Raw genomic sequence first — 23896 nt, 5'->3', positions numbered from 1 at the left:
TATAAAAAAGCGGCGCCCGTGAGGGCGCCGCTTTTTTTGTGCCTGCGGTTTTAGAAGTCCAGCACCACTCCGACGTTAACGCCTTGCTGAGTAAAGTCATCATCCTTGCGCAACGAATACCCGCCACGCAACGCCAGATCCGCCGTGAGCTTGTGGCTGACGCCGAGGCTCAAACGGTTCAAATGGCTTTGCGGCGTATAACCCTCGAGCTTGAAGTCGTTGGCCGGCAGAGTATTGAGTGCAATACGCACCTTCTGCACGTCATCTTCGTACTCACGCTCGTGGGCGTATTCACCAAACACTTGGGTTTGCGGGGTGATGTTGTACTTGCCTTGCAAGCCCAGCCCGAGACGTTTCGAGTCGCGAGTCTGATCATCGAAGGTCAGCGCCGTGGCGCGGTTGCTCTTCTCTGAGTAGCCATCGACATCAACGCTGGCGTAGTCGGCGCTGACGAATGGCGACAGGTGCCACTCGCTGCCCGGTTGGGCGATGTCATAACCGACGCGAGCGCTGAAGGCCCAGAGGCTGCCGTCGGTGTCGCCTTTTTCTGCACCTTCGCTGGCGCCCAGATCGAACTTGCGCTTGAGGTTGTCGTAGTCGAGTTTGCCGCCGGTCAACGCGGCGTCAGCCCACCAGCGATTTTGCTGGTACTGGGCAAATGCCGTAGCCATGTAGCTGTTGAGTTTGTAGTCGGAATCGTTATGTCCGGCCTCCAGATTTTGCCGGTAGAAGCCGCCTGCGACTCCGACGCGCCAGGCTTCATTCAATCGATAGCTGCCGCCGACGTTGAGGTTGTAACCGCTGCCATCGGCGCTGACGCCGCTGCTTTGGCTGTCGACATCCAGATGCTGGCCGCCGGCAGAAACAATCGCGCGCCATTGGCCGACCGCTTGCCAGTTCTCCCAGTCTGCCTGCCATTGGTTGCGCAGTTCATCCTGATGCGCACGTACGGTGGCGTGGGCCATTTCCGGCAACAGCGTCAGTTCCCACGGTGCAGCGAGCAGGGAGTAAGCGTAATCGGAGATCAGCTTTTGCCCGGCCTCGGTCGGGTGCACGCCGTCGTTGTAGATAAGCTTGCTCGGATCCGGCGTTGCACTGTTGATCCCGTATCGGGCGTTTTCGGTGCAACCGCTGCCACTGAAGCAGGTCGCGGTCAGGTTTTGATCGGTGGCGAGGCCAAATCGCCCCGGATCGGCGAACACTTCCGACAGCAGTACCGGAATGTTCAGCGGAATGATTTCGGCGTTGATGCCTTGCAGGCGCGTTACCAACTGACTGTTGAACTGGTTGGCGAGTTGACTGCTGAAGGCTTGCAACGGTGTGCCGTTGATGGCGGGTGTCAGGCCGACATCAGGCAACAGCCAGACCATCACGTATTTGGCGCCGGCGGTCTGCAGTGTTTGCACGCTGTCAGCCAGTCGATCCGCCGCTGCGTTGGCTTGCGGCAGGCTGAGAATACGACCTTGCAAGAAGTCGTTACCGCCGCCGGAAATGTAATACAGCGCATTCGGGTCGGCGCGCAAACCGTTCGACGGCAGGTAACCGGCGCGGGTGCGTTCGCCGGTCGCCGATTGCGTCGTAATCGAATCGAGGATCTGGTCGGTACGATAGCCGCCCACTGCCCAGTTGTTGCCGTCAGGCTGGCCGTTTTCGGCACGCACTGCCGAGCTGGAAGAGGCTGTCTGATCCGCGGTGAAGCCGAGGCGTCCACCGAGCAACTGCGTGGAGTTCAGCGAACGCAGTTCACCGCTGCCATCCAGATAGACCGGGCCCGTCCGGTTGGTGTAACGCTGAGTGGCGCCGGCCGGGCCGCCGGTATCGCTGAAGGTCCCGGCGTCGTTCAGGCTATCGCCAAAAACAATGAAATTCGAATAGGGATTGGGTGCGGCATTGGCCTGGGCACAAGCCAGTGCGAGCAGGCAGCCAGCCAGCGGTACAAACAACGTCTGTTTGATCATGAGCAAGTCCGTTTATTTATTGTTGTAGGTGAACGAAACGACAGTACCAAAAACTCCCGGCGTTTTGCCATCGGTCGCGAATCCTCCCCAGGTTTTATCTCCCGCAGCCCCGGCCATATTGCACGCTCCGCCCAGCTAAGTTACTGTGCCGGAACGTATGAACGAGACCTTCCCCGTGTTGATCACCAGCAAACTTCTGGATCAAGTCATCAAGGCACACGCCCGCTGGCGTTGGCGCGCCTGAATCTTTTCTGCCGGCCCCGCCGGATCTGTATCGCTTTGCCTTCCTTGCCTGTTTGAAATGCCGCTGTGCCGACGCGTCTTTCTGCGTCCGACATCGTGCAGCGCCCTGCGGGCAAGTGATCTGAAGGCTGTTTTCAAATCAGAATTCAAGAGGTTCGACACGCCATGTTGCTGATGATCGACAACTACGACTCCTTTACCTACAACGTTGTGCAATACCTCGGCGAGCTGGGTGCCGAGGTCAAGGTTGTGCGCAACGACGAGCTGACCATCGCCGAAATCGAAGCACTCAAGCCTGAGCGCATCGTCGTATCTCCCGGTCCTTGCACGCCGACTGAAGCCGGCATCTCCATCGAAGCCATCAAGCACTTTGCCGGCAAGCTGCCGATCCTCGGTGTCTGCCTCGGCCACCAATCCATCGGCCAGGCTTTCGGCGGCGATGTAGTGCGCGCGCGTCAGGTAATGCACGGTAAGACTAGTCCGGTATTCCACGAGGACAAGGGCGTTTTCGCTGGCCTCAATCATCCGCTGACCGTCACCCGCTACCACTCGCTGATCGTCAAGCACGCGACGCTGCCTGATTGCCTGGAGCTGACCGCGTGGACGCAACACGATGACGGCTCGGTTGACGAAATCATGGGCCTGCGTCACAAGACCCTGAACATTGAGGGCGTACAGTTTCACCCCGAGTCGATCCTGACCGAGCAGGGCCATGAGCTGTTTGCCAACTTCCTCAAACAAACCGGCGGCACGCGCTAAGGACTTCCCATGAATATCAAGACAGCCCTGAGCCGTATCGTCGAGCACCTCGACCTCAGCACCGAAGAAATGCGCGATGTGATGCGCGAAATCATGACCGGTCAATGCAGCGACGCGCAGATCGGCGCGTTCATGATGGCCATGCGCATGAAGAGCGAGAGCATCGATGAAATCGTCGGCGCCGTGTCGGTGATGCGTGAACTGGCCGATCAGGTTGAACTGAAAACCCTCGACGGCGTGGTCGATGTGGTCGGTACCGGCGGTGATGGTGCGAATATCTTCAACGTCTCGACCGCGTCTTCGTTCGTCGTCGCGGCAGCCGGTTGCACCGTGGCCAAGCACGGTAACCGCGCCGTTTCGGGCAAGAGCGGCAGCGCCGATCTGCTGGAAGCGGCCGGCATTTATCTGAACCTGACGCCGGTGCAGGTTGCGCGTTGCATCGACAACGTCGGCATCGGTTTCATGTTCGCCCAGACTCACCACAAAGCCATGAAGTACGCCGCCGGCCCGCGCCGCGATCTCGGCCTGCGTACGCTGTTCAACATGCTCGGCCCGCTTACGAATCCGGCCGGTGTGAAGCATCAGGTAGTGGGCGTCTTCAACAAGGCGCTGTGCCGACCATTGGCCGAAGTGTTGCAGCGTCTGGGTAGCAAGCATGTGCTGGTGGTGCATTCGAAAGACGGGCTGGACGAGTTCAGCCTCGCTGCACCGACCTTTGTCGCCGAGCTGAAGAACAATGAGATCAGCGAATATTGGGTCGAGCCGGAAGACCTCGGCATGAAAAGCCAGAGCCTGCACGGCCTGTCGGTCGACGGCCCGGAAGCCTCGCTGGCGCTGATCCGCGATGCATTGGGCAAGCGCAAAACCGAAAACGGCCAGAAAGCCGCCGAAATGATCGTGCTCAACGCCGGCGCCGCGCTGTATGCCGCTGACGTGGCCAGCAGTTTGAAACAGGGTGTCGAGCTTGCGCACGACGCGCTGCACACCGGCCTCGCTCGGGAGAAGCTCGAGGAGCTGGGTGCCTTTACCGCGGTATTCAGAGTGGAGAATGAGGGATGAGTGTACCGACGGTTCTGGAAAACATTCTGGCCCGCAAGGTTCAGGAAGTCGCCGAGCGTAGCGCTCGCGTCAGCCTGAGCGAGCTGGAAAGTCTGGCCAAGGCGGCCGATGCACCCCGTGGTTTTGCTCAGGCATTGCTGGCGCAAGCGAAGAAGAAACAGCCAGCGGTGATTGCTGAAATCAAAAAGGCTTCACCGAGCAAAGGCGTGATCCGCGAGAACTTCGTTCCCGCCGACATCGCCAAAAGCTACGAGAAGGGCGGGGCGACCTGTCTGTCCGTGCTGACCGATATCGATTACTTCCAGGGCGCCGACGCTTACCTGCAACAGGCGCGTGCCGCGTGCAGCCTGCCGGTGATCCGCAAGGACTTCATGATCGATCCGTACCAGATCGTCGAAGCCCGAGCGCTGGGCGCCGACTGTGTGTTGTTGATCGTCTCCGCACTGGATGACGTGAAAATGGCCGAGCTGGCGTCGGTGGCGAAAAGCGTCGGTCTCGACGTGCTGGTCGAAGTGCACGATGGCGATGAGCTGGAGCGCGCGTTGAAAACCCTCGACACGCCGTTGGTCGGGGTCAACAACCGCAACCTGCACACGTTTGACGTCAGCCTGGAAACCACCCTCGACCTCCTGCCGCGCATCCCGCGCGATCGTCTGGTGATTACCGAGAGCGGCATCCTCAATCGCGCCGATGTCGAACTGATGGAAATCAGCGACGTGTACTCGTTCCTGGTCGGCGAAGCATTCATGCGTGCGGAGAATCCGGGCACTGAACTGCAGCGCCTGTTCTTCCCGGAGCGTGGCGTGCCGATCAGCGGTTCGACCCTCGACTGATATTCTTTCAGACCGAGTCGACCCTTTCGCGAGCAAGCTCGCTCCCACATTGGGAATGCATTTCCCTGTGGGAGCGAGCTTGCTCGCGAAGAGGCCAGTCAATCCCCTACAGATTCCAGATCTGCCGGAGCTTTCCATGTCGCTGCCAACCCCCCTGACCATCGAAGCCGGCCTGCAAGCCGAACAGGATTTGCTGGCCTCGGTCTGCGCCGGCGACTCAGAATTTGGCCTGCTGTTCTGGCAACCCAGCGATCGCGCGCTGGTCATGCCGCGCCGTCTCAACCGCTTACCGGCTTTTGAACACGCCTGCGAAGTTTCCGCCGCTGCCGGCTGGCCAGTCCTGCTACGTGAAACCGGCGGCGAACCCGTCCCGCAATCAGCCGCCACAATCAATATCGCTCTGGTTTACGCACCACCACGCAGCGAAGGCGATCTGAACCGCATCGAAACCGGCTACCACCGTCTCTGCGATCCGATCTGTCAGTTGCTGGATGAATTGGGTGGTACGTCATCGTTGGGCGAAATTGACGGCGCGTTCTGCGACGGCCGCTTCAACGTCAATCTCGACGGCCGCAAAATGGTCGGCACCGCCCAGCGCTGGCGCCAGAGTCAGGGCGGGCAACGTCCGGTCGGTCTGGTGCACGGTGCGATGCTGATGGATAACGAGCGCGATTCGATGGTTGCAGCGGTCAATCGCTTCAACCAAGCGTGTGGCCTGGAGCAGCGGGTGCGGGCGCAAAGCCACATTGCCCTGCATGAGAAGTTCAACGCGCCACAGGCCTTGGCGCGTCTCGATGAGCTGTTTCGTCTGATGTTGGCGCAGATGTACGCTTAGCGAGTACCAAAGACCACCATGGTCTTGCCTTTCACATCGACCAGGTTGCGTTCTTCAAGATCCTTGAGCACGCGACCGACCATCTCCCGCGAACAACCGACAATCCGCCCGATCTCCTGACGCGTCACTTTAATCTGCATGCCGTCCGGGTGAGTCATCGCATCTGGCTGTTTGCACAGTTCCAGCAGGCAACGGGCCACGCGACCGGTCACGTCAAAGAACGCCAGATCGCCGACTTTGCGCGTGGTGTTGCGCAGGCGTTGTGCGATTTGTCCGCTGAGGACGTAAAGAATATCCGGATCCTGCTGCGACAATTCGCGGAACTTGGCGTAGCTGATTTCGGCGGTTTCGCATTCAACCTTGGCCCGCACCCAGGCGCTGCGCTGCTGTTCCTGACCGGCTTGCTCGAACAGGCCCAGTTCACCAAAGAAATCCCCGGCGTTGAGGTAAGCGATGATCATCTCGCGGCCGTCGTCATCCTCGATCAGGATCGTTACTGAGCCCTTGATGATGAAGTACAGCGTGTCGGAGCGATCACCCGCACAGATGATGTTGCTCTTGGCCGCATGGCGACGGCGCTGGCAATGCATCAACAGCTTGTCGAGGTTTTTGATTTTGGGTGTGGGGGTAATAGCAACCATGGTTGTATCCCGAAAAGACTGCACGGTAATGTTTGATTTTTTTATGAGGCGCTGAAGGCGGTCGCTACACGGGCTGACATGGGCGCCAGCGAATTGGCGCCAGCTTAACAGACACTTCGTCGAAAATTCGAGAAATTACCTACAGCGCAGAAGCATCTGTCCTAGGAACGGCGCTCGCTGTCCGGGCAAAACCCTGTGCTAAGCTGGCGACCCTTTTTTTACAGTGGAGTCTGGGCGATGAAGGCACGCATCCAATGGGCTGGCGAAGCCATGTTCCTCGGCGAATCCGGCAGCGGTCATGTCGTGGTGATGGACGGTCCGCCGGACGCCGGTGGTCGTAATCTGGGTGTTCGCCCGATGGAAATGCTTCTGCTGGGTGTCGGCGGTTGCAGCAACTTCGACGTGGTCAGCATTCTGAAGAAGTCCCGCCAGGCCGTTGAAAGCTGCGAAGCCTTCCTCGAAGCCGAGCGCGCGACCGAAGATCCGAAGGTGTTCACCAAGATCCACATGCATTTCGTGGTCAAGGGTCGTGGTCTGAAAGAAGCCCAGGTCAAGCGCGCCATCGAACTGTCCGCCGAGAAGTATTGCTCGGCCTCGATCATGCTCGGCGCGGCCGGCGTGGCGATCACCCACGATTACGAAATCGTCGAACTCGGTTGAACCGACATTCAACTATCATAAAAGCAGTGCAGACTCTGGCGATCCCCCGCTGACGTCTGCATAATGCGCCACTTTTTTCAGGGCAGTGATCGGTCAGCCGACGGATCAGCCGCCTGAACAGATAACCAAAATCGCCATCGCGAAGAGGTGTTAACCGTCCTACGCAGGTGCGTTGTTCGCACTTGACGGGCATGCTTGATCACGCGGCCGCGCCGCATACATAGAGAGTTTTTAACGGTGAAAAGCAAACTCAAGCTCCACGGGTTCAATAACCTGACAAAGACCTTGAGCTTCAACATCTATGACATCTGCTACGCGGAAACCCCGCAAGACCAGCAGGCTTACGTCGAGTACATCAATCAAGAGTACAACGCGAAACGCCTGACGCAGATTCTCACAGAAGTTGTCGAGATCATTGGTGCCAACATCCTGAACATTGCCAGTCAGGACTACGAACCTCAGGGCGCCAGCGTCACGATTCTGATATCTGAAGAGCCGGTAACCCCGACTGAAAGCCAGATCGAAGAGTCGCCGGGCCCGTTGCCCGAAATTATCCTGGCCCACCTCGACAAGAGTCACATCACGGTGCACACCTACCCGGAAATCCATCCGGACGACGGTATTGCGACCTTCCGTGTGGACATCGACGTGTCGACTTGTGGTGTCATTTCACCGCTGAAAGCGCTCAATTTCCTCATTCACCAGTTCGATTCGGACATCGTGACTGTGGATTACCGTGTGCGCGGCTTCACCCGTGACGTTGAAGGCAACAAGCACTTCATCGACCACGAGATCAATTCGATCCAGAACTACCTGTCCGAAGACACCCGCGACGCGTACCAGATGACCGACGTGAACGTGTATCAGGAAAACCTGTTCCACACCAAAATGCTGCTGAAGAACTTCGAACTGGATAACTACCTGTTTGGCGACGCCACCAGCAACCTGTCCTCCGAGCAACGCGCTCAGGTGACCGACCGGGTGAAACACGAAATGCTCGAAATCTTTTACGCGCGCAACATGCCGACCTAAGATTCCCGGGCACAAAAAAAGGCGACCTTTCGGTCGCCTTTTTCATTTCTGCCACGAACCTCTGTGGGAGCGAGCCTGCTCGCGAAGGGGCCCTCCGCAGCAGAACCGTTCTCAAATCCGATAAGTACTCTTGGTCATCACCTTGGCCAGAATACTCATCCCGAACTTAACCGGCGCCGGAAAACGAAACCCTCCGGCTTCCAACGCACTTTCCGCATGATGTTCTTCATCTATGCGCATCTGCTCCAGAATCGCCCGGGACTTCTCGTCCTCAGCCGGCAACTGTTCCAGATGTTCATTCAAGTGTTTGCACACCTGATGCTCGGTCGCCGCCACAAAGCCAAGGCTGACCTTGTCGCTGATCAACCCGGCCACCGCACCAATCCCGAACGACATCCCATAAAACAGCGGATTGAGCACACTGGTATGGCTGCCCAACTGGTGAATGCGCTGTTCGCACCAGACCAGATGATCAATCTCTTCTTCAGCCGCGTGCTCCATGGCTTCGCGAACCTGAGGTAGCTTTGCGGTCAGCGCCTGCCCCTGATACAACGCCTGGGCGCAGACTTCACCGGTATGGTTGATGCGCATCAGGCCGGCAACGTGGCGGGTGTCTTCGTCGCTCATCTGCGTGTCCGGCTGCAGAATCGCCGGCGACGGACGGTACGGCTGGCCACTGAAGGGCAGCAGAGTACGCATCGCAGCATCGGCTTGCAGCAGAAGACGGTCAATCGGCGAGTAGTGACGTTGGGTAGTCATGCTGACCTCCGGGAAGAATCTCGGCGGCCAGTTTAACCGAATCGGCCGGGGAAGGTTTGCGCTGGGTCATTTGCCGCGCGGTCATGCTTTTTTATGGAGCGAGCCTGCTCGTGAAGGCGGAGTGTCAGGCACTGATACATTGAATGTGCCGAAGTCTTCGCGAGCAGGCTCACTCCCACAGGGTGCTTGTCTTAACCCGGTGGCCAGTTCATCTGGCGCTGACCGAGTACGTGCATATGAATGTGATAGACGGTCTGCCCACCCTTTTCATTGCAGTTCATCACCACACGGAAGCCTTCTTCGCAGCCTAGTTCCAGCGCCAGACGCTGCGCAGTGAACAGGATGTGCCCGGCCAGTGCCTTGTCGTCTTCGGTCAGGTCATTGAGCGTGCGCACCGGTTTTTTCGGGATGACCAGAAAATGCACCGGTGCCTGAGGGGCGATGTCGTGGAACGCCAGAACCTGGTCGTCCTCGTAAATGATCTTGGCCGGGATCTCCCGGTTGATGATCTTGGTGAACAGAGTATCCACTGCTGTTTTCTCCGTTGTTTGGGCTGGTCTGAGTGTACTCAGGGCGGCTTATCCCGCCCAGTGTTTTACCTGTAGGGCAATTCAGCGCGGGCAGTAAGCCTTGTTGACCATGCCGACAATGGTGCGATTGAGCCAGCGCGAACCCAGTCGCGGCAAAAACGCGAACCAGCGATTGCGCCGCCCCGGAATGATGATTGCGCGGTTCTTGTCGAGTGCACGCACGGTATACAGCGCGACTTCCTCGGGGCTCATCAGCAATTTGCTGTCTTTGAGTTTGTCGCTGTTCAGTTGCGCCGTACGGAAAAATGCCGTGCGTGTCGGGCCGGGGCAGAGCACCGAAACCTTCACAGCACTCTGTTTTAGCTCAACTCGCAAGGCTTCGGAGAAGTGCAGCACATACGCCTTGCTGGCGTAGTAAGTGCTCATCCATGGGCCGGGATTGAACGCAGCCACCGAGGCGACATTGAGAATCTGCCCGCCACCCTGTAGCGCCATGCTGTTGCCGATGGCGTGGCAGAGGCGGGTGAGGGCGAGGATATTCACCTCGATCAGATCCTGCTCGATCATCCAGTCCTGGGCGAGAAACGGACCACAAGTGCCGATACCGGCGCAGTTCACCAACAGATCGATCTGGCGATCGCCTTCTTCCAGCTCCAGCAAAAAGCCGGACAGGCGTAAAGGTTCACCCAGATCGCAGGCGCGGAACAGTACCTCGACGCCAAAGCGCTGGGTCAGTTCGATCGCAATGCTTTCCAGCTGATCACGCTGTCGGGCCACCAGAATCAGACTGCGGCCACGCCGGGCCAGCGCTTCGGCCATGGCCAGGCCGATGCCGCTGGAGGCGCCGGTGATCAGTGCGTAACGGGTCATGCAATTCTCCATCGCAACAGCTCCGCGCCGGCGACGCGGGTGTCACGGCGGGGAGTGCTGTTCATTCTTTCGCAGAGTCTACAGGGGCCTGCGCCGCTTCGGCGGCCTCGTCGGCGGAATCCGCTGGCGCTTCGACCTCTACTTCGACTTCATCAGTGGTCATCGAGCCACTTTCGTAGCTGCTTTCCAGATTGCTTTCATATTCCTGCTGGATCGCCGAGATCCCGCCGAGCATTCCACCGGCAAAGATCAGCGCGAAGAACACGATCCACAGGGAGCACAGCACTTTCACTGCAGTGCTGTTCGGTGGCGGGGGAGGGCCGTAACGGTTTGCACCGGTATTGCCCGGTACGACCATGATCACCAGCGGGAAGAAGCTGCCCACGAACGGTACAAGGTTCAATAGCCAGAGCCAGCCTGTCCAGCCGATATCGTGCAGACGCTGAACGCTGAACAGGATGCTGACAATCAGGAAGGCGATAAACAGGAAGAAAGCGAAGATACCGCCGATGATCAGGCCGGTGGTGGAGTCGCCGCTGACCAGCCCCAGAGCCAGCAGAGCGAACACGCCGACGATAGGTAGAGTCACCAGGCTCAGGACCATTGTCCAGGCGAGAAAACGCAAGCGGCCGATTCGTCCTTCGACGCTGAACGGCTTGAGCGTGGCGAACGCCGGCAAACTCTCGCCCACACTGGCGCGCGGTGGTGCGTATGGGGAGTCGGGTTCCGCCATGGCCGGAGCATGCTGATGAACATCGGCCAGGTTCAGCTCGATGGTTGTTTCTGCTTCGATGCGCGCATCGATCCCGGTCTTGCTCAGCGCTTGCAGATAGGTCTGTGCATCGCTGTGGGACAAGTCACGTTTGAGTGCGACGACGCTGCCATCAAAAAGCCGCTCGATCGCTGCTACGTCACTCTTGAACAGATCCGCCAGATTGAGTTTGGCAGTGGTGATATCGACACCGGGCTGTAGAGCACCGTCGAACACGATCTTGTAGCGAGGTTCGCTCATGGTCGAGGCATCCTTGTCGCGAATGGATTGAAAGGTCAGTAGTGTAAGGCCAGTCCATTGGGGCTGGCCTGATATTTCTTAGCGAGGCCAGCGTTGCGGTAACTGTGCTGCGCGCTCCTGTGCCTGGCGATACTCGGCGTCCAGCCGTGCGATCAATTGATCAACGCTCGGCAGGTCATCGATCTGCCCAACGCCTTGACCGGCCGACCACACAGTCTTCCAGGCTTTGGCTTCATCACTGATCGGCTTGAGCTTGTCACCGAAATTCACCTCACCTTTGCCTTGCAGAGCGGCCATGTCGAAACCGGCCGCCTCCAGGCTCTGCCGCATAAAACTCGCCGGCACTCCCGAGACCGCTGGAGTATGGATGATGTCCGCAGCCTTGGCTGTCAGCAGCATCTCCTTGTAGGCGTCAGGCGCATGACTTTCCGTGGTGCCGATAAATCGCGTACCGAAGTAGGCCAAATCCGCGCCAAGCAGCTGTGCGGCGAGAATCTCATGGCCGTGGTTCAGACATCCCGCAAGCAGCAGGGTTTTATCGAAAAACTCTCGGATCTCGGCGATCAGCGCAAACGGGCTCCAGGTCCCGGCATGGCCGCCGGCGCCGGCCGCCACGGCGATCAAACCGTCGACACCGGCCTCGGCGGCTTTCTCGGCATGCCGGCGAGTGGTCACGTCATGGAACACCAGCCCTCCATAACTGTGTACCGCGTCGACCAACTCCTTCACCGCACCGAGGCTGGTGATGACGATCGGCACTTTGTGTTCGACGCAGATGTTCAGATCCGCCTGCAGGCGTGGATTGCTGTTGTGTACGATCAGATTCACTGCATAGGGCGCGGGGTTCTCCAGTGTCGCAAGGCCCGCTTCTATCTGTTCCAGCCAGGCTTTGAAGCCGCTGCTTTCGCGCTGGTTCAAGGCCGGAAAGCTGCCGACCACGCCATTGCGGCAGCAGGCGAGCACCAGCTCAGGATTGGAAATCAGAAACATCGGCGCGGCCACCACAGGCAGACGCAGACGTTGTTCGAGCAAAGCGGGCAGCGACATTATGAGTACCCCAAAGATCTGTTCTTGTTGAAGTTAGAACGGCTTGACCACGACCAGAATTACGATAGCCAGCAATATCAGAACCGGGACTTCATTGAACCAGCGATAAAAGACATGGCTGCGGGTGTTCTCGCCACGGGCAAAACGTTTTACCTGAGCGCCACACATGTGGTGGTAGCCGATCAGCAAGACGACCAGGGTCAGTTTGGCGTGAATCCAGCCACCCATGCTGAAGATGCCCGGGTTGAGATAGATCAGCCAGCCGCCGAAGATCAGTGTGGCGATCATTGCCGGGCCCATGATGCCGCGGTACAGCTTGCACTCCATGAGGCTGAAGCGTTCTTTACTGATCGAGTCCTCGCTTTGCGCGTGATAAACGAACAGGCGTGGCAGGTAGAACAGCCCGGCAAACCAGCAAACGATGCTGACAATGTGAAAAGCCTTGATCCATAGATAGAGCATTTTTAGTTATTTCCTTAATCACGGTAAGCCAGATAGTAGAGGCTTGAGCGTCCGCACGTCACCTTGACGGTTGTCGCAGGCGCGCGCGGCCCCTATTATCGACGGCTTTCCAGTGGGTTCTTTGAGGGCAGGTTATGGTCAAGGTCGGTATCGTCGGCGGCACGGGTTACACCGGTGTCGAACTGCTGCGTCTGTTGGCGCAGCATCCGCAGGCAGAAGTGGTAGTGATCACTTCCCGATCCGAGGCCGGTCTGGCCGTGGCTGACATGTACCCGAACCTGCGCGGTCACTACGACGGCCTGGCCTTCAGCGTGCCGGACATCAAGACCCTGGGCGCTTGCGACGTGGTGTTCTTCGCCACGCCGCATGGTGTGGCTCACGCATTGGCGGGCGAACTGCTGGCGGCAGGCACCAAGGTGATCGACCTGTCGGCCGACTTCCGTCTGCAAGACGCTGAAGAGTGGGCCAAATGGTACGGCCAGCCACATGGTGCGCCTGAACTGTTGGACGAGGCGGTTTACGGTCTGCCGGAAGTCAATCGCGAGCAGATCAAGAAAGCTCGCCTGATCGCTGTACCGGGTTGCTATCCAACCGCTACACAGCTGGGTTTCCTGCCTTTGCTGGAAGCAGGTCTGGCCGACACTTCGCGTCTGATCGCCGACTGTAAATCCGGTGTCAGCGGTGCCGGTCGTGGTGCAGCAGTAGGTTCGCTGTACTCCGAGACATCGGAAAGCATGAAGGCCTATGCGGTGAAAGGTCACCGTCACCTGCCGGAAATTCGCCAAGGCCTGCGTCGCGCAGCGGGCAAGGATGTCGGCCTGACCTTCGTTCCGCACCTGACCCCGATGATCCGTGGCATTCACTCCACGCTCTACGCCACTGTGGTCGATCGCTCGGTAGATCTGCAGGCGCTGTTCGAGAAGCGTTACGCCAACGAACCGTTCGTCGATGTAATGCCGGCCGGTAGCCATCCGGAAACCCGTAGCGTGCGCGGCGCCAACGTTTGCCGCATTGCCGTTCACCGTCCGCAGGATGGTGATCTGGTGGTGGTGTTGTCGGTGATCGACAACCTGGTCAAAGGCGCGTCGGGTCAGGCGGTGCAGAACATGAACATCCTGTTCGGCCTGGACGAACGCTTCGGCCTGTCCCACGCCGGTATGCTGCCATAAGGGCAGCTACAAGCTTCAAGTTATGAGCCGCAAGCTTGAGGCTCGCAGCTTGAATCTTGCCGCTGCTCCTCTAATAGTTGACCGATTTTCTAGGAGAAGCGGATAATGCGCGTCATCACGCATTATGGCGGCGTAACGCCGGGAGATAGTCAGCATGAGCGTCGAATCCTTCACCCCCACGGCTTTGCAATTCACCCACGGTGCCGCGCACAAGGTGAAGAGCCTGGTCGATGAAGAGGGGAATGATCGCTTGAAGCTGCGCGTATTCGTTACGGGCGGCGGTTGTTCAGGGTTTCAGTACGGTTTCACCTTCGATGAAGATGTGGCCGAGGACGACACCATCGTCGAGCGCGAAGGCGTGAGTCTGGTGGTTGATCCAATGAGCTTCCAGTACCTGGCCGGTGCCGAAGTGGACTACCAGGAAGGTCTGGAAGGTTCGCGTTTCGTGATCAAGAACCCGAACGCCACCACGACTTGTGGTTGCGGGTCTTCGTTCTCGATCTGATCGCTCCTCGCTTCAGATAACAAAACGCCGCAGAGCCTTACGGTTCTGCGGCGTTTTGCTGTGCGTGATGTTTAAGCGGGGTAGATCGCGCCCAGTACCCGCAAGCCGCGGGCGCCAGTGACGCTTGGGCGGTTGGCGGCGATGCCTTCGAGGCAGCAATGGGCCAGCCAGGCGAAGGCCATGGCTTCGACCCAGTCCGGATCAACACCGTGAGTGGCGGTGCTGGCGACTTTGGTGTTCGGCAGTAGCTCGGCCAGACGCGTCATCAGCGTGGCGTTGTGCGCGCCACCGCCGCAGACCAACAGTTCCTGAGTATCGGTTTGAGCGTTTTGCAGAGATTCAATGATCGTCAATGCGGTCAGCTCAAGCAGCGTAGCTTGCACGTTCTCGGCAGCAAAGGCTGGCAAGTGCGAGAGATGTTGTTCCAGCCAAGGCAGGTTGAACACTTCGCGGCCAGTACTTTTCGGTCCTTTGGTGACGAAGAACGGATCGCTGAGGAGTGCGTTTAGCAGCGTCGGCTCAACCGCACCTGTTTTGGCCCAGTCGCCATTGCGGTCATAGTTTTCGCCGCGCTGCTGGTGAATCCAGGCGTCCATCAGAACGTTCCCCGGACCACAGTCGAAACCGGCTACAGGCTTTGTCGGTTCTATCAGACTCAGATTGCTGAAACCGCCGACATTCAAAACGGCCTGGTTACCGGTACGCTCTTCAAATAACGCTTCGTGGAACGCAGGCACCAGCGGGGCGCCTTGGCCACCTGCCGCCACATCGCGGCTACGGAAATCGCTGACTACGGTGATACCGGTCAGTTCGGTCAGCAGAGCGGGGTTGCCGATCTGCACGGTGAAACCGCGTGCCGGCTCATGGCGGATGGTCTGGCCGTGGCTGCCGATCGCGCGAATGTCTTGGGGCTTGAGTTGCTGCTGATCGAGGAGGTTATGAACGCCCTGCGCAGCGAGTGTCACCCAGTTCTGCTGGGCAATCGCCGAGCGGGCGATCTCGTCAGGGCCACTGGCGCACAAGCCAAGCAGCTCGGCGCGCAGTGATTCAGGCATGGGGATGTAGTGCGTGGCGATCAGTTTGATCGCCGAGGTCTGTTCGATCAGGGCAATGTCCAGACCGTCGAGGCTGGTTCCGGACATTACACCGATATAAAGAGCCATGGCTTAACGCTTGCTCGATGCCAGCATGGTGGCCTTCTCTTGATCCATGCGCGCCATCAGCGGTTGGCTCTGTGCGAGGAAGCGAGCACGTTCGGCTTTGGCGATCGGATCGGCCATTGGCAGCTTCTGCCCCAGTGGATCGACGTGGACGCCATTGACCTGGAACTCATAGTGCAAGTGAGGGCCGGTCGACAGGCCGGTAGTGCCGATGTAACCGATGACCTGGCCTTGTTTGACGGTACCGCCGGTTTTCACGCCTTTGGCGAAGCCTTGCATATGGCCGTACAGAGTGCGGTAGGTGTTGCCGTGCTGGATGATCACGGTGTTGCCGTAGCCGCCACGACGTCCGGCGAGCAGCACTTTTCCATCACCGGCAGCCTTGATCGGCGTACCGCGTGGCGCCGCGTAATCAACGCCTTTGTGGGCACGGATCTTGTTGAGGATCGGGTGTTTGCGGCCCATGGAGAACTTCGAGCTGATGCGGGCGAAATCCACCGGCGTACGGATGAACGCCTTGCGCATGCTGTTGCCGTCAGCGGTGTAGTAACTGCTGTTACCTTGCTTGTTGGTGTAACGCACGGCGGTGTAGGTCTTACCGCGGTTGGTGAAGCGGGCAGACAGGATCGGGCCATTGCCGACAGCTTTACCATTAACCACTTTCTGCTCGTAGATCACATCGAATTCGTCACCTTGGCGAATGTCCTGAGCGAAGTCGACGTCGTAGCCAAAGACGCTGGCCATATCCATGGTCAGGCTGTGGGAGAGGCCGGCACGGGCAGCAGATTGTGAAAGCGAGCTATTGATGACGCCGTGGACGTAAGCGGTACGAACGGTCGGTTTTGCGGTAATCCGGTTGAAGGCATACCCCTTGTCATTCTTGGTCAGGGTAATGGTTTCTACGTCGCTGACCTTGCTATGCAAACTGGTCAGTTGGCCTTCGGGATTCAATTCGAATTCGAGTTTCTGACCGTGTTTGAGCTGGCTGAACTGCTTGGCCTGTTTATCGCTGGCCAGGACTTCATGAACGGATGCAGCCGGCAGCCCGACCTTTTCGAACAAGGTCGACAATGTATCGCCCTTGGCGACGATGACTTCGCGATGCCCGGGAGCTTTCGGCTTTTCGGTGGCTGGCGCAGGGACGGCTTCTGCGGTTTCTGCGGTGTTTTCGTCAGTGTTTTCGATTTGAGCAAACGGCGAAGCTACTGGCTCATTTGTGGCTTGAGCCGCATCAGCAGCGTCTTGATCTTGTGTCAGTTGTTCAGCAGGACTTTCCAGTTCAAGACTCAGGGTCGTCTTTTTGGCTTCAACATCACTGGAAGGGAATACCAGGAGAGCCAGGCTAAGAAGGGCGGCGATTCCACTTGCGGCGAGCAGGTGGGTCTTCGGGTAAAGCGGCGGCGCTTTAGACGGTTCTGTGGTCATAGGTAATTTTGACTTTGAAAAATGATGAATTGGAAAAGATGAATGACATGATGAAGATGAAATAACTGTATAAAATATAACCAAATCATCTCTGAAGCAAGTCTACAGACATCGTGTCTGTGGATTGGTGTCCGTGCGCCGGGCAAAACTTGTAATTGGTGCGCGATCTTGTATGGTTGGTTCCCTTTGAATCTGAGCCTTGCGGGTCTGTTATGAAGTCGGTTGAAGAGCAGCTAGCGCTGATTAAACGTGGTGCGGAAGAACTATTGGTCGAGTCCGAGCTGATCGAGAAGCTCAAGCGCGGCCAGCCGCTGCGTATCAAGGCTGGTTTTGATCCAACCGCTCCGGATCTGCACTTGGGTCATACCGTGCTTATTAATAAGCTGCGTCAGTTCCAGGAACTTGGGCATCAGGTGATCTTCCTTATAGGTGACTTCACCGGGATGATTGGTGATCCGAGCGGTAAGAGCGCCACGCGTCCGCCGCTGACCCGCGAGCAGGTTCTGGAAAACGCCGAGACGTACAAGACTCAGGTGTTCAAGATTCTCGATCCGGCGAAAACCGAAGTCGCGTTCAACTCCACCTGGATGGATAAGATGGGGCCGGCGGATTTCATTCGCCTGACTTCGCAGTACACCGTCGCGCGCATGCTTGAGCGTGATGACTTCGATAAGCGCTACACCACCAATCAGCCAATCGCTATTCACGAGTTTCTCTATCCGCTGGTTCAGGGCTATGACTCGGTGGCGCTGCGTGCGGATGTGGAATTGGGTGGTACCGATCAGAAGTTCAACTTGCTGATGGGGCGTGAGTTGCAGCGTGGTTATGGTCAGGAGGCTCAATGCATTCTGACCATGCCGCTGCTTGAAGGTCTGGACGGCGTGAAGAAGATGTCCAAGTCCTTGGGCAACTACGTCGGTATCCAGGAAGCGCCGGGCGTCATGTACAGCAAGCTGGTATCGATTCCTGATGTATTGATGTGGCGTTACTTCGAGCTGCTCAGCTTTCGCTCGATGGATGAGATCAATGCGTTGCGCGCCGACGTTGAGGCGGGTGCCAATCCGCGCGATGTCAAAATCAAACTGGCAGAAGAGATCGTTGCGCGCTTCCATGGCGAAGAAGCAGCGGCCAATGCTCACCGTGCGGCAGGTAACCGCATGAAGGATGGTGAGTTGCCGGATGATCTGCCAGAGATCGAATTGGCTTCTGCTGAGGACATGCCGATCGCTGCTGTGCTTAATAAAGCAGGGCTGGTGAAGAACTCGGCGGCAGCGCGTGATCTATTGGCGTCTGGCGGTGTGCGTGTCGACGGCGAAGTGGTTGATCGCTCCTTTATATATGTACTGGGTGCGACCCACGTTTGTCAGGCGGGCAAAAAGGCGTTTGCGCGCATCACACTGAAAGCTGAGTGATTTCTGAAAATAAGTGTTGACGGCGAATTTAAGATGTCTATAATTCGCCCCACTTCCGGCGCAGTCGAAACGGAAAACTCCTTGAGATTCAATGAGTTATGTAGGTTTCGGCAGCAGGTTGCTTCAGTTTATCGAAGCCAGAAGGAAGTTGAAAAAGAGGTGTTGACAGCAGCGTGTAACGCTGTAGAATTCGCCTCCCGCTGACGAGAGATCGGAAGCGCAAGTGGTTGAAGTTGTTGAAGAATTCTTCGAAAACTTCTGAAAATAATCACTTGACAGCAAATGAGGCTGCTGTAGAATGCGCGCCTCGGTTGAGACGAAAGATCTTAACCAACCGCTCTTTAACAACTGAATCAAGCAATTCGTGTGGGTGCTTGTGGAGTCAGACTGATAGTCAACAAGATTATCAGCATCACAAGTTACTCCGCGAGAAATCAAAGATGTAACCAACGATTGCTGAGCCAAGTTTAGGGTTTCTTAAAAACCCAAAGATGTTTGAACTGAAGAGTTTGATCATGGCTCAGATTGAACGCTGGCGGCAGGCCTAACACATGCAAGTCGAGCGGATGACAGGAGCTTGCTCCTTAATTCAGCGGCGGACGGGTGAGTAATGCCTAGGAATCTGCCTGGTAGTGGGGGACAACGTTTCGAAAGGAACGCTAATACCGCATACGTCCTACGGGAGAAAGCAGGGGACCTTCGGGCCTTGCGCTATCAGATGAGCCTAGGTCGGATTAGCTAGTTGGTGAGGTAATGGCTCACCAAGGCGACGATCCGTAACTGGTCTGAGAGGATGATCAGTCACACTGGAACTGAGACACGGTCCAGACTCCTACGGGAGGCAGCAGTGGGGAATATTGGACAATGGGCGAAAGCCTGATCCAGCCATGCCGCGTGTGTGAAGAAGGTCTTCGGATTGTAAAGCACTTTAAGTTGGGAGGAAGGGTTGTAGATTAATACTCTGCAATTTTGACGTTACCGACAGAATAAGCACCGGCTAACTCTGTGCCAGCAGCCGCGGTAATACAGAGGGTGCAAGCGTTAATCGGAATTACTGGGCGTAAAGCGCGCGTAGGTGGTTCGTTAAGTTGGATGTGAAATCCCCGGGCTCAACCTGGGAACTGCATTCAAAACTGTCGAGCTAGAGTATGGTAGAGGGTGGTGGAATTTCCTGTGTAGCGGTGAAATGCGTAGATATAGGAAGGAACACCAGTGGCGAAGGCGACCACCTGGACTGATACTGACACTGAGGTGCGAAAGCGTGGGGAGCAAACAGGATTAGATACCCTGGTAGTCCACGCCGTAAACGATGTCAACTAGCCGTTGGGAGCCTTGAGCTCTTAGTGGCGCAGCTAACGCATTAAGTTGACCGCCTGGGGAGTACGGCCGCAAGGTTAAAACTCAAATGAATTGACGGGGGCCCGCACAAGCGGTGGAGCATGTGGTTTAATTCGAAGCAACGCGAAGAACCTTACCAGGCCTTGACATCCAATGAACTTTCCAGAGATGGATTGGTGCCTTCGGGAACATTGAGACAGGTGCTGCATGGCTGTCGTCAGCTCGTGTCGTGAGATGTTGGGTTAAGTCCCGTAACGAGCGCAACCCTTGTCCTTAGTTACCAGCACGTCATGGTGGGCACTCTAAGGAGACTGCCGGTGACAAACCGGAGGAAGGTGGGGATGACGTCAAGTCATCATGGCCCTTACGGCCTGGGCTACACACGTGCTACAATGGTCGGTACAAAGGGTTGCCAAGCCGCGAGGTGGAGCTAATCCCATAAAACCGATCGTAGTCCGGATCGCAGTCTGCAACTCGACTGCGTGAAGTCGGAATCGCTAGTAATCGTGAATCAGAATGTCACGGTGAATACGTTCCCGGGCCTTGTACACACCGCCCGTCACACCATGGGAGTGGGTTGCACCAGAAGTAGCTAGTCTAACCTTCGGGAGGACGGTTACCACGGTGTGATTCATGACTGGGGTGAAGTCGTAACAAGGTAGCCGTAGGGGAACCTGCGGCTGGATCACCTCCTTAATCGACGGCATCAGCTGCTCCATAAGTTCCCACACGAATTGCTTGATTCATTGAAGAAGACGAAAGAAGCAGCCCGAAATTGGGTCTGTAGCTCAGTTGGTTAGAGCGCACCCCTGATAAGGGTGAGGTCGGCAGTTCGAATCTGCCCAGACCCACCAATTTTGTGTGGGAAACGCCTGTAGAAATACGGGGCCATAGCTCAGCTGGGAGAGCGCCTGCCTTGCACGCAGGAGGTCAGCGGTTCGATCCCGCTTGGCTCCACCACTACTGCTTCTCTTGTATAAAGCTTAGAAATGAGCATTCCATCGTTGTGATGGTGAATGTTGATTTCTAGTCTTTGACTAGTTCGTTCTTTAAAAATTTGGGTATGTGATAGAAAGATAGACTGGACGTTACTTTCACTGGTAGCGGATCAGGCTAAGGTAAAATTTGTGAGTTCTCTTAGTTGAGAAATTCGAATTTTCGGCGAATGTCGTCTTCACAGTATAACCAGATTGCTTGGGGTTATATGGTCAAGTGAAGAAGCGCATACGGTGGATGCCTTGGCAGTCAGAGGCGATGAAAGACGTGGTAGCCTGCGAAAAGCTTCGGGGAGTCGGCAAACAGACTTTGATCCGGAGATGTCTGAATGGGGGAACCCAGCCATCATAAGATGGTTATCTTGTACTGAATACATAGGTGCAAGAGGCGAACCAGGGGAACTGAAACATCTAAGTACCCTGAGGAAAAGAAATCAACCGAGATTCCCTTAGTAGTGGCGAGCGAACGGGGACTAGCCCTTAAGTGGCTTTGAGATTAGCGGAACGCTCTGGAAAGTGCGGCCATAGTGGGTGATAGCCCTGTACGCGAAAATCTCTTAGTCATGAAATCGAGTAGGACGGAGCACGAGAAACTTTGTCTGAATATGGGGGGACCATCCTCCAAGGCTAAATACTACTGACTGACCGATAGTGAACTAGTACCGTGAGGGAAAGGCGAAAAGAACCCCGGAGAGGGGAGTGAAATAGATCCTGAAACCGTATGCGTACAAGCAGTGGGAGCAGACTTTGTTCTGTGACTGCGTACCTTTTGTATAATGGGTCAGCGACTTATTTTCAGTGGCGAGCTTAACCGAATAGGGGAGGCGTAGCGAAAGCGAGTCTTAATAGGGCGTCTAGTCGCTGGGAATAGACCCGAAACCGGGCGATCTATCCATGGGCAGGTTGAAGGTTGGGTAACACTAACTGGAGGACCGAACCGACTACCGTTGAAAAGTTAGCGGATGACCTGTGGATCGGAGTGAAAGGCTAATCAAGCTCGGAGATAGCTGGTTCTCCTCGAAAGCTATTTAGGTAGCGCCTCATGTATCACTGTAGGGGGTAGAGCACTGTTTCGGCTAGGGGGTCATCCCGACTTACCAAACCGATGCAAACTCCGAATACCTACAAGTGCCGAGCATGGGAGACACACGGCGGGTGCTAACGTCCGTCGTGAAAAGGGAAACAACCCAGACCGTCAGCTAAGGTCCCAAAGTTATGGTTAAGTGGGAAACGATGTGGGAAGGCTTAGACAGCTAGGAGGTTGGCTTAGAAGCAGCCACCCTTTAAAGAAAGCGTAATAGCTCACTAGTCGAGTCGGCCTGCGCGGAAGATGTAACGGGGCTCAAACCATACACCGAAGCTACGGGTATCACCTTCGGGTGATGCGGTAGAGGAGCGTTCTGTAAGCCTGTGAAGGTGAGTTGAGAAGCTTGCTGGAGGTATCAGAAGTGCGAATGCTGACATGAGTAACGACAATGGGTGTGAAAAACACCCACGCCGAAAGACCAAGGTTTCCTGCGCAACGTTAATCGACGCAGGGTTAGTCGGTCCCTAAGGCGAGGCTGAAAAGCGTAGTCGATGGAAAACAGGTTAATATTCCTGTACTTCTGGTTATTGCGATGGAGGGACGGAGAAGGCTAGGCCAGCTTGGCGTTGGTTGTCCAAGTTTAAGGTGGTAGGCTGAGATCTTAGGTAAATCCGGGATCTTAAGGCCGAGAGCTGATGACGAGTTACCCTTTGGGTGACGAAGTGGTTGATGCCATGCTTCCAAGAAAAGCTTCTAAGCTTCAGGTAACCAGGAACCGTACCCCAAACCGACACAGGTGGTTGGGTAGAGAATACCAAGGCGCTTGAGAGAACTCGGGTGAAGGAACTAGGCAAAATGGCACCGTAACTTCGGGAGAAGGTGCGCCGGTGAGGGTGAAGGACTTGCTCCGTAAGCTCATGCCGGTCGAAGATACCAGGCCGCTGCGACTGTTTATTAAAAACACAGCACTCTGCAAACACGAAAGTGGACGTATAGGGTGTGACGCCTGCCCGGTGCCGGAAGGTTAATTGATGGGGTTAGCTAACGCGAAGCTCTTGATCGAAGCCCCGGTAAACGGCGGCCGTAACTATAACGGTCCTAAGGTAGCGAAATTCCTTGTCGGGTAAGTTCCGACCTGCACGAATGGCGTAACGATGGCGGCGCTGTCTCCACCCGAGACTCAGTGAAATTGAAATCGCTGTGAAGATGCAGTGTATCCGCGGCTAGACGGAAAGACCCCGTGAACCTTTACTATAGCTTTGCACTGGACTTTGAATTTGCTTGTGTAGGATAGGTGGGAGGCTTTGAAGCGTGGACGCCAGTTCGCGTGGAGCCATCCTTGAAATACCACCCTGGCAACTTTGAGGTTCTAACTCAGGTCCGTTATCCGGATCGAGGACAGTGTATGGTGGGTAGTTTGACTGGGGCGGTCTCCTCCTAAAGAGTAACGGAGGAGTACGAAGGTGCGCTCAGACCGGTCGGAAATCGGTCGTAGAGTATAAAGGCAAAAGCGCGCTTGACTGCGAGACAGACACGTCGAGCAGGTACGAAAGTAGGTCTTAGTGATCCGGTGGTTCTGTATGGAAGGGCCATCGCTCAACGGATAAAAGGTACTCCGGGGATAACAGGCTGATACCGCCCAAGAGTTCATATCGACGGCGGTGTTTGGCACCTCGATGTCGGCTCATCACATCCTGGGGCTGAAGCCGGTCCCAAGGGTATGGCTGTTCGCCATTTAAAGTGGTACGCGAGCTGGGTTTAGAACGTCGTGAGACAGTTCGGTCCCTATCTGCCGTGGACGTTTGAGATTTGAGAGGGGCTGCTCCTAGTACGAGAGGACCGGAGTGGACGAACCTCTGGTGTTCCGGTTGTCACGCCAGTGGCATTGCCGGGTAGCTATGTTCGGGAAAGATAACCGCTGAAAGCATCTAAGCGGGAAACTTGCCTCAAGATGAGATCTCACTGGAACCTTGAGTTCCCTGAAGGGCCGTCGAAGACTACGACGTTGATAGGTTGGGTGTGTAAGCGCTGTGAGGCGTTGAGCTAACCAATACTAATTGCCCGTGAGGCTTGACCATATAACACCCAAGCAATTTGCGTCGAAGAGACCAGATTGCGGTGTGTGAAGACGAAATGAACCGAAAGTTCGAAAGACTCACAAAACA

The 23896-nt window shown here is 56.5% G+C and carries 19 protein-coding genes, 2 tRNA genes and 2 rRNA genes; 13 read left to right on the top strand and 10 right to left on the bottom strand.

From position 1 onward, the window contains the following. Positions 1-50: 50 nt before the first annotated feature. On the bottom strand, positions 51-1958 hold the full coding sequence (gene estP / locus ACZZ0G_RS08735; RefSeq protein WP_463555891.1) for an esterase EstP: 1908 nt from the start codon (positions 1956-1958) through the stop codon (positions 51-53). 408 nt (positions 1959-2366) lie between these two features. On the opposite strand from estP, the gene ACZZ0G_RS08730 reads away from it, so the two are divergent. The 4 genes from ACZZ0G_RS08730 (at position 2367) to ACZZ0G_RS08715 (ending at position 5687) form a co-directional block, all read left to right on the top strand. Next, positions 2367-2960 (top strand): aminodeoxychorismate/anthranilate synthase component II, encoded by a 594-nt coding sequence (locus ACZZ0G_RS08730; protein ID WP_186619856.1) that lies wholly within the window; start codon positions 2367-2369, stop codon positions 2958-2960. A 9-nt stretch (positions 2961-2969) separates the two neighbouring features. Further along, entirely contained in the window at positions 2970-4019 is a 1050-nt protein-coding gene (gene trpD, locus ACZZ0G_RS08725) for an anthranilate phosphoribosyltransferase (protein ID WP_463555890.1), read from the top strand. Next, complete coding sequence (gene trpC / locus ACZZ0G_RS08720; protein WP_463555889.1) at positions 4016-4852, top strand: indole-3-glycerol phosphate synthase TrpC; 837 nt, start codon at positions 4016-4018, stop codon at positions 4850-4852. The genes trpD and trpC overlap by 4 nt, the downstream gene beginning before the upstream one ends. A gap of 136 nt (positions 4853-4988) precedes the next feature. Next, entirely contained in the window at positions 4989-5687 is a 699-nt protein-coding gene (locus ACZZ0G_RS08715; protein WP_463555888.1) for a lipoate--protein ligase family protein, read from the top strand. Here ACZZ0G_RS08715 and crp read toward each other — a convergent pair. Beyond that, positions 5684-6328: a cAMP-activated global transcriptional regulator CRP gene (crp, locus tag ACZZ0G_RS08710; RefSeq protein ID WP_095122650.1), complete on the bottom strand. Its 645-nt coding sequence runs from the start codon at positions 6326-6328 to the stop codon at positions 5684-5686. The genes ACZZ0G_RS08715 and crp overlap by 4 nt on opposite strands. Before the next feature lie 237 nt (positions 6329-6565). Between crp and ACZZ0G_RS08705 the strand changes: the two genes are divergently transcribed. Continuing rightward, positions 6566-6988, top strand: a complete 423-nt coding sequence (locus ACZZ0G_RS08705; protein ID WP_003228794.1) for an OsmC family protein — start codon at positions 6566-6568, stop codon at positions 6986-6988. Positions 6989-7225: 237 nt separating this feature from the next. Next, positions 7226-8020 carry an adenosylmethionine decarboxylase gene (gene speD, locus ACZZ0G_RS08700; protein ID WP_034155105.1) on the top strand — a complete coding sequence of 265 codons (795 nt, stop codon included), beginning with the start codon at positions 7226-7228 and terminating at the stop codon, positions 8018-8020. Positions 8021-8131: 111 nt separating this feature from the next. Here the strand turns inward: speD and coq7 are convergent, their stop codons facing one another. The 6 genes from coq7 to hemJ form a co-directional block, all read right to left on the bottom strand. Beyond that, on the bottom strand, positions 8132-8779 hold the full coding sequence (gene coq7, locus ACZZ0G_RS08695) for a 2-polyprenyl-3-methyl-6-methoxy-1,4-benzoquinone monooxygenase (protein WP_008077993.1): 648 nt from the start codon (positions 8777-8779) through the stop codon (positions 8132-8134). A 191-nt stretch (positions 8780-8970) separates the two neighbouring features. Next, entirely contained in the window at positions 8971-9309 is a 339-nt protein-coding gene (locus tag ACZZ0G_RS08690; protein ID WP_003228789.1) for a histidine triad nucleotide-binding protein, read from the bottom strand. Between the two features lie 81 nt (positions 9310-9390). Beyond that, positions 9391-10179: an SDR family NAD(P)-dependent oxidoreductase gene (locus ACZZ0G_RS08685; RefSeq protein WP_463555887.1), complete on the bottom strand. Its 789-nt coding sequence runs from the start codon at positions 10177-10179 to the stop codon at positions 9391-9393. 61 nt (positions 10180-10240) lie between these two features. Beyond that, positions 10241-11191, bottom strand: a complete 951-nt coding sequence (locus tag ACZZ0G_RS08680; RefSeq protein ID WP_463555886.1) for a DUF805 domain-containing protein — start codon at positions 11189-11191, stop codon at positions 10241-10243. A 78-nt stretch (positions 11192-11269) separates the two neighbouring features. Next, a complete protein-coding gene (locus ACZZ0G_RS08675; RefSeq protein ID WP_463555885.1) occupies positions 11270-12238 on the bottom strand; it encodes an NAD(P)H-dependent flavin oxidoreductase in 969 nt (322 codons plus the stop codon). Positions 12239-12271: 33 nt separating this feature from the next. After that, a complete protein-coding gene (hemJ, locus tag ACZZ0G_RS08670) occupies positions 12272-12700 on the bottom strand; it encodes a protoporphyrinogen oxidase HemJ (protein ID WP_463555884.1) in 429 nt (142 codons plus the stop codon). A 134-nt stretch (positions 12701-12834) separates the two neighbouring features. Here hemJ and argC point away from each other — a divergent pair, with 134 nt between their 5' ends. Together argC and erpA are read left to right on the top strand one after the other, a co-directional pair. Further along, positions 12835-13869, top strand: coding sequence for an N-acetyl-gamma-glutamyl-phosphate reductase (gene argC, locus ACZZ0G_RS08665; protein WP_034155112.1), 1035 nt, complete (start codon positions 12835-12837; stop codon positions 13867-13869). Positions 13870-14023: 154 nt separating this feature from the next. Beyond that, on the top strand, positions 14024-14374 hold the full coding sequence (gene erpA / locus ACZZ0G_RS08660; protein WP_008077999.1) for an iron-sulfur cluster insertion protein ErpA: 351 nt from the start codon (positions 14024-14026) through the stop codon (positions 14372-14374). Positions 14375-14445: 71 nt separating this feature from the next. Here the strand turns inward: erpA and ACZZ0G_RS08655 are convergent, their stop codons facing one another. Then, a complete protein-coding gene (locus ACZZ0G_RS08655; RefSeq protein WP_463555883.1) occupies positions 14446-15537 on the bottom strand; it encodes an anhydro-N-acetylmuramic acid kinase in 1092 nt (363 codons plus the stop codon). A 3-nt stretch (positions 15538-15540) separates the two neighbouring features. After that, positions 15541-16959 (bottom strand): peptidoglycan DD-metalloendopeptidase family protein, encoded by a 1419-nt coding sequence (locus ACZZ0G_RS08650; protein WP_463555882.1) that lies wholly within the window; start codon positions 16957-16959, stop codon positions 15541-15543. A 212-nt stretch (positions 16960-17171) separates the two neighbouring features. Here ACZZ0G_RS08650 and tyrS point away from each other — a divergent pair, with 212 nt between their 5' ends. The 5 genes from tyrS (at position 17172) to ACZZ0G_RS08625 (ending at position 23809) form a co-directional block, all read left to right on the top strand. Next, a complete protein-coding gene (tyrS, locus tag ACZZ0G_RS08645) occupies positions 17172-18371 on the top strand; it encodes a tyrosine--tRNA ligase (RefSeq protein ID WP_463555881.1) in 1200 nt (399 codons plus the stop codon). Between the two features lie 497 nt (positions 18372-18868). After that, positions 18869-20405: ribosomal RNA gene (locus tag ACZZ0G_RS08640) — 16S ribosomal RNA — on the top strand. Between the two features lie 81 nt (positions 20406-20486). Next, positions 20487-20563 (top strand) — tRNA-Ile (locus ACZZ0G_RS08635). A gap of 30 nt (positions 20564-20593) precedes the next feature. Next, a tRNA-Ala gene (locus tag ACZZ0G_RS08630) sits at positions 20594-20669 on the top strand. A gap of 246 nt (positions 20670-20915) precedes the next feature. Next, positions 20916-23809: ribosomal RNA gene (locus tag ACZZ0G_RS08625) — 23S ribosomal RNA — on the top strand. The 16S and 23S rRNA genes sit together here with 2 tRNA genes alongside, the layout of an rRNA operon. The last annotated feature ends 87 nt before the right edge of the window (positions 23810-23896 follow it).

Source organism: Pseudomonas sp. AC169, assembly GCF_979258515.1.
Note: the sequence above shows the minus strand (reverse complement) of the source record. Positions and strands in the feature narration are given on the sequence as shown.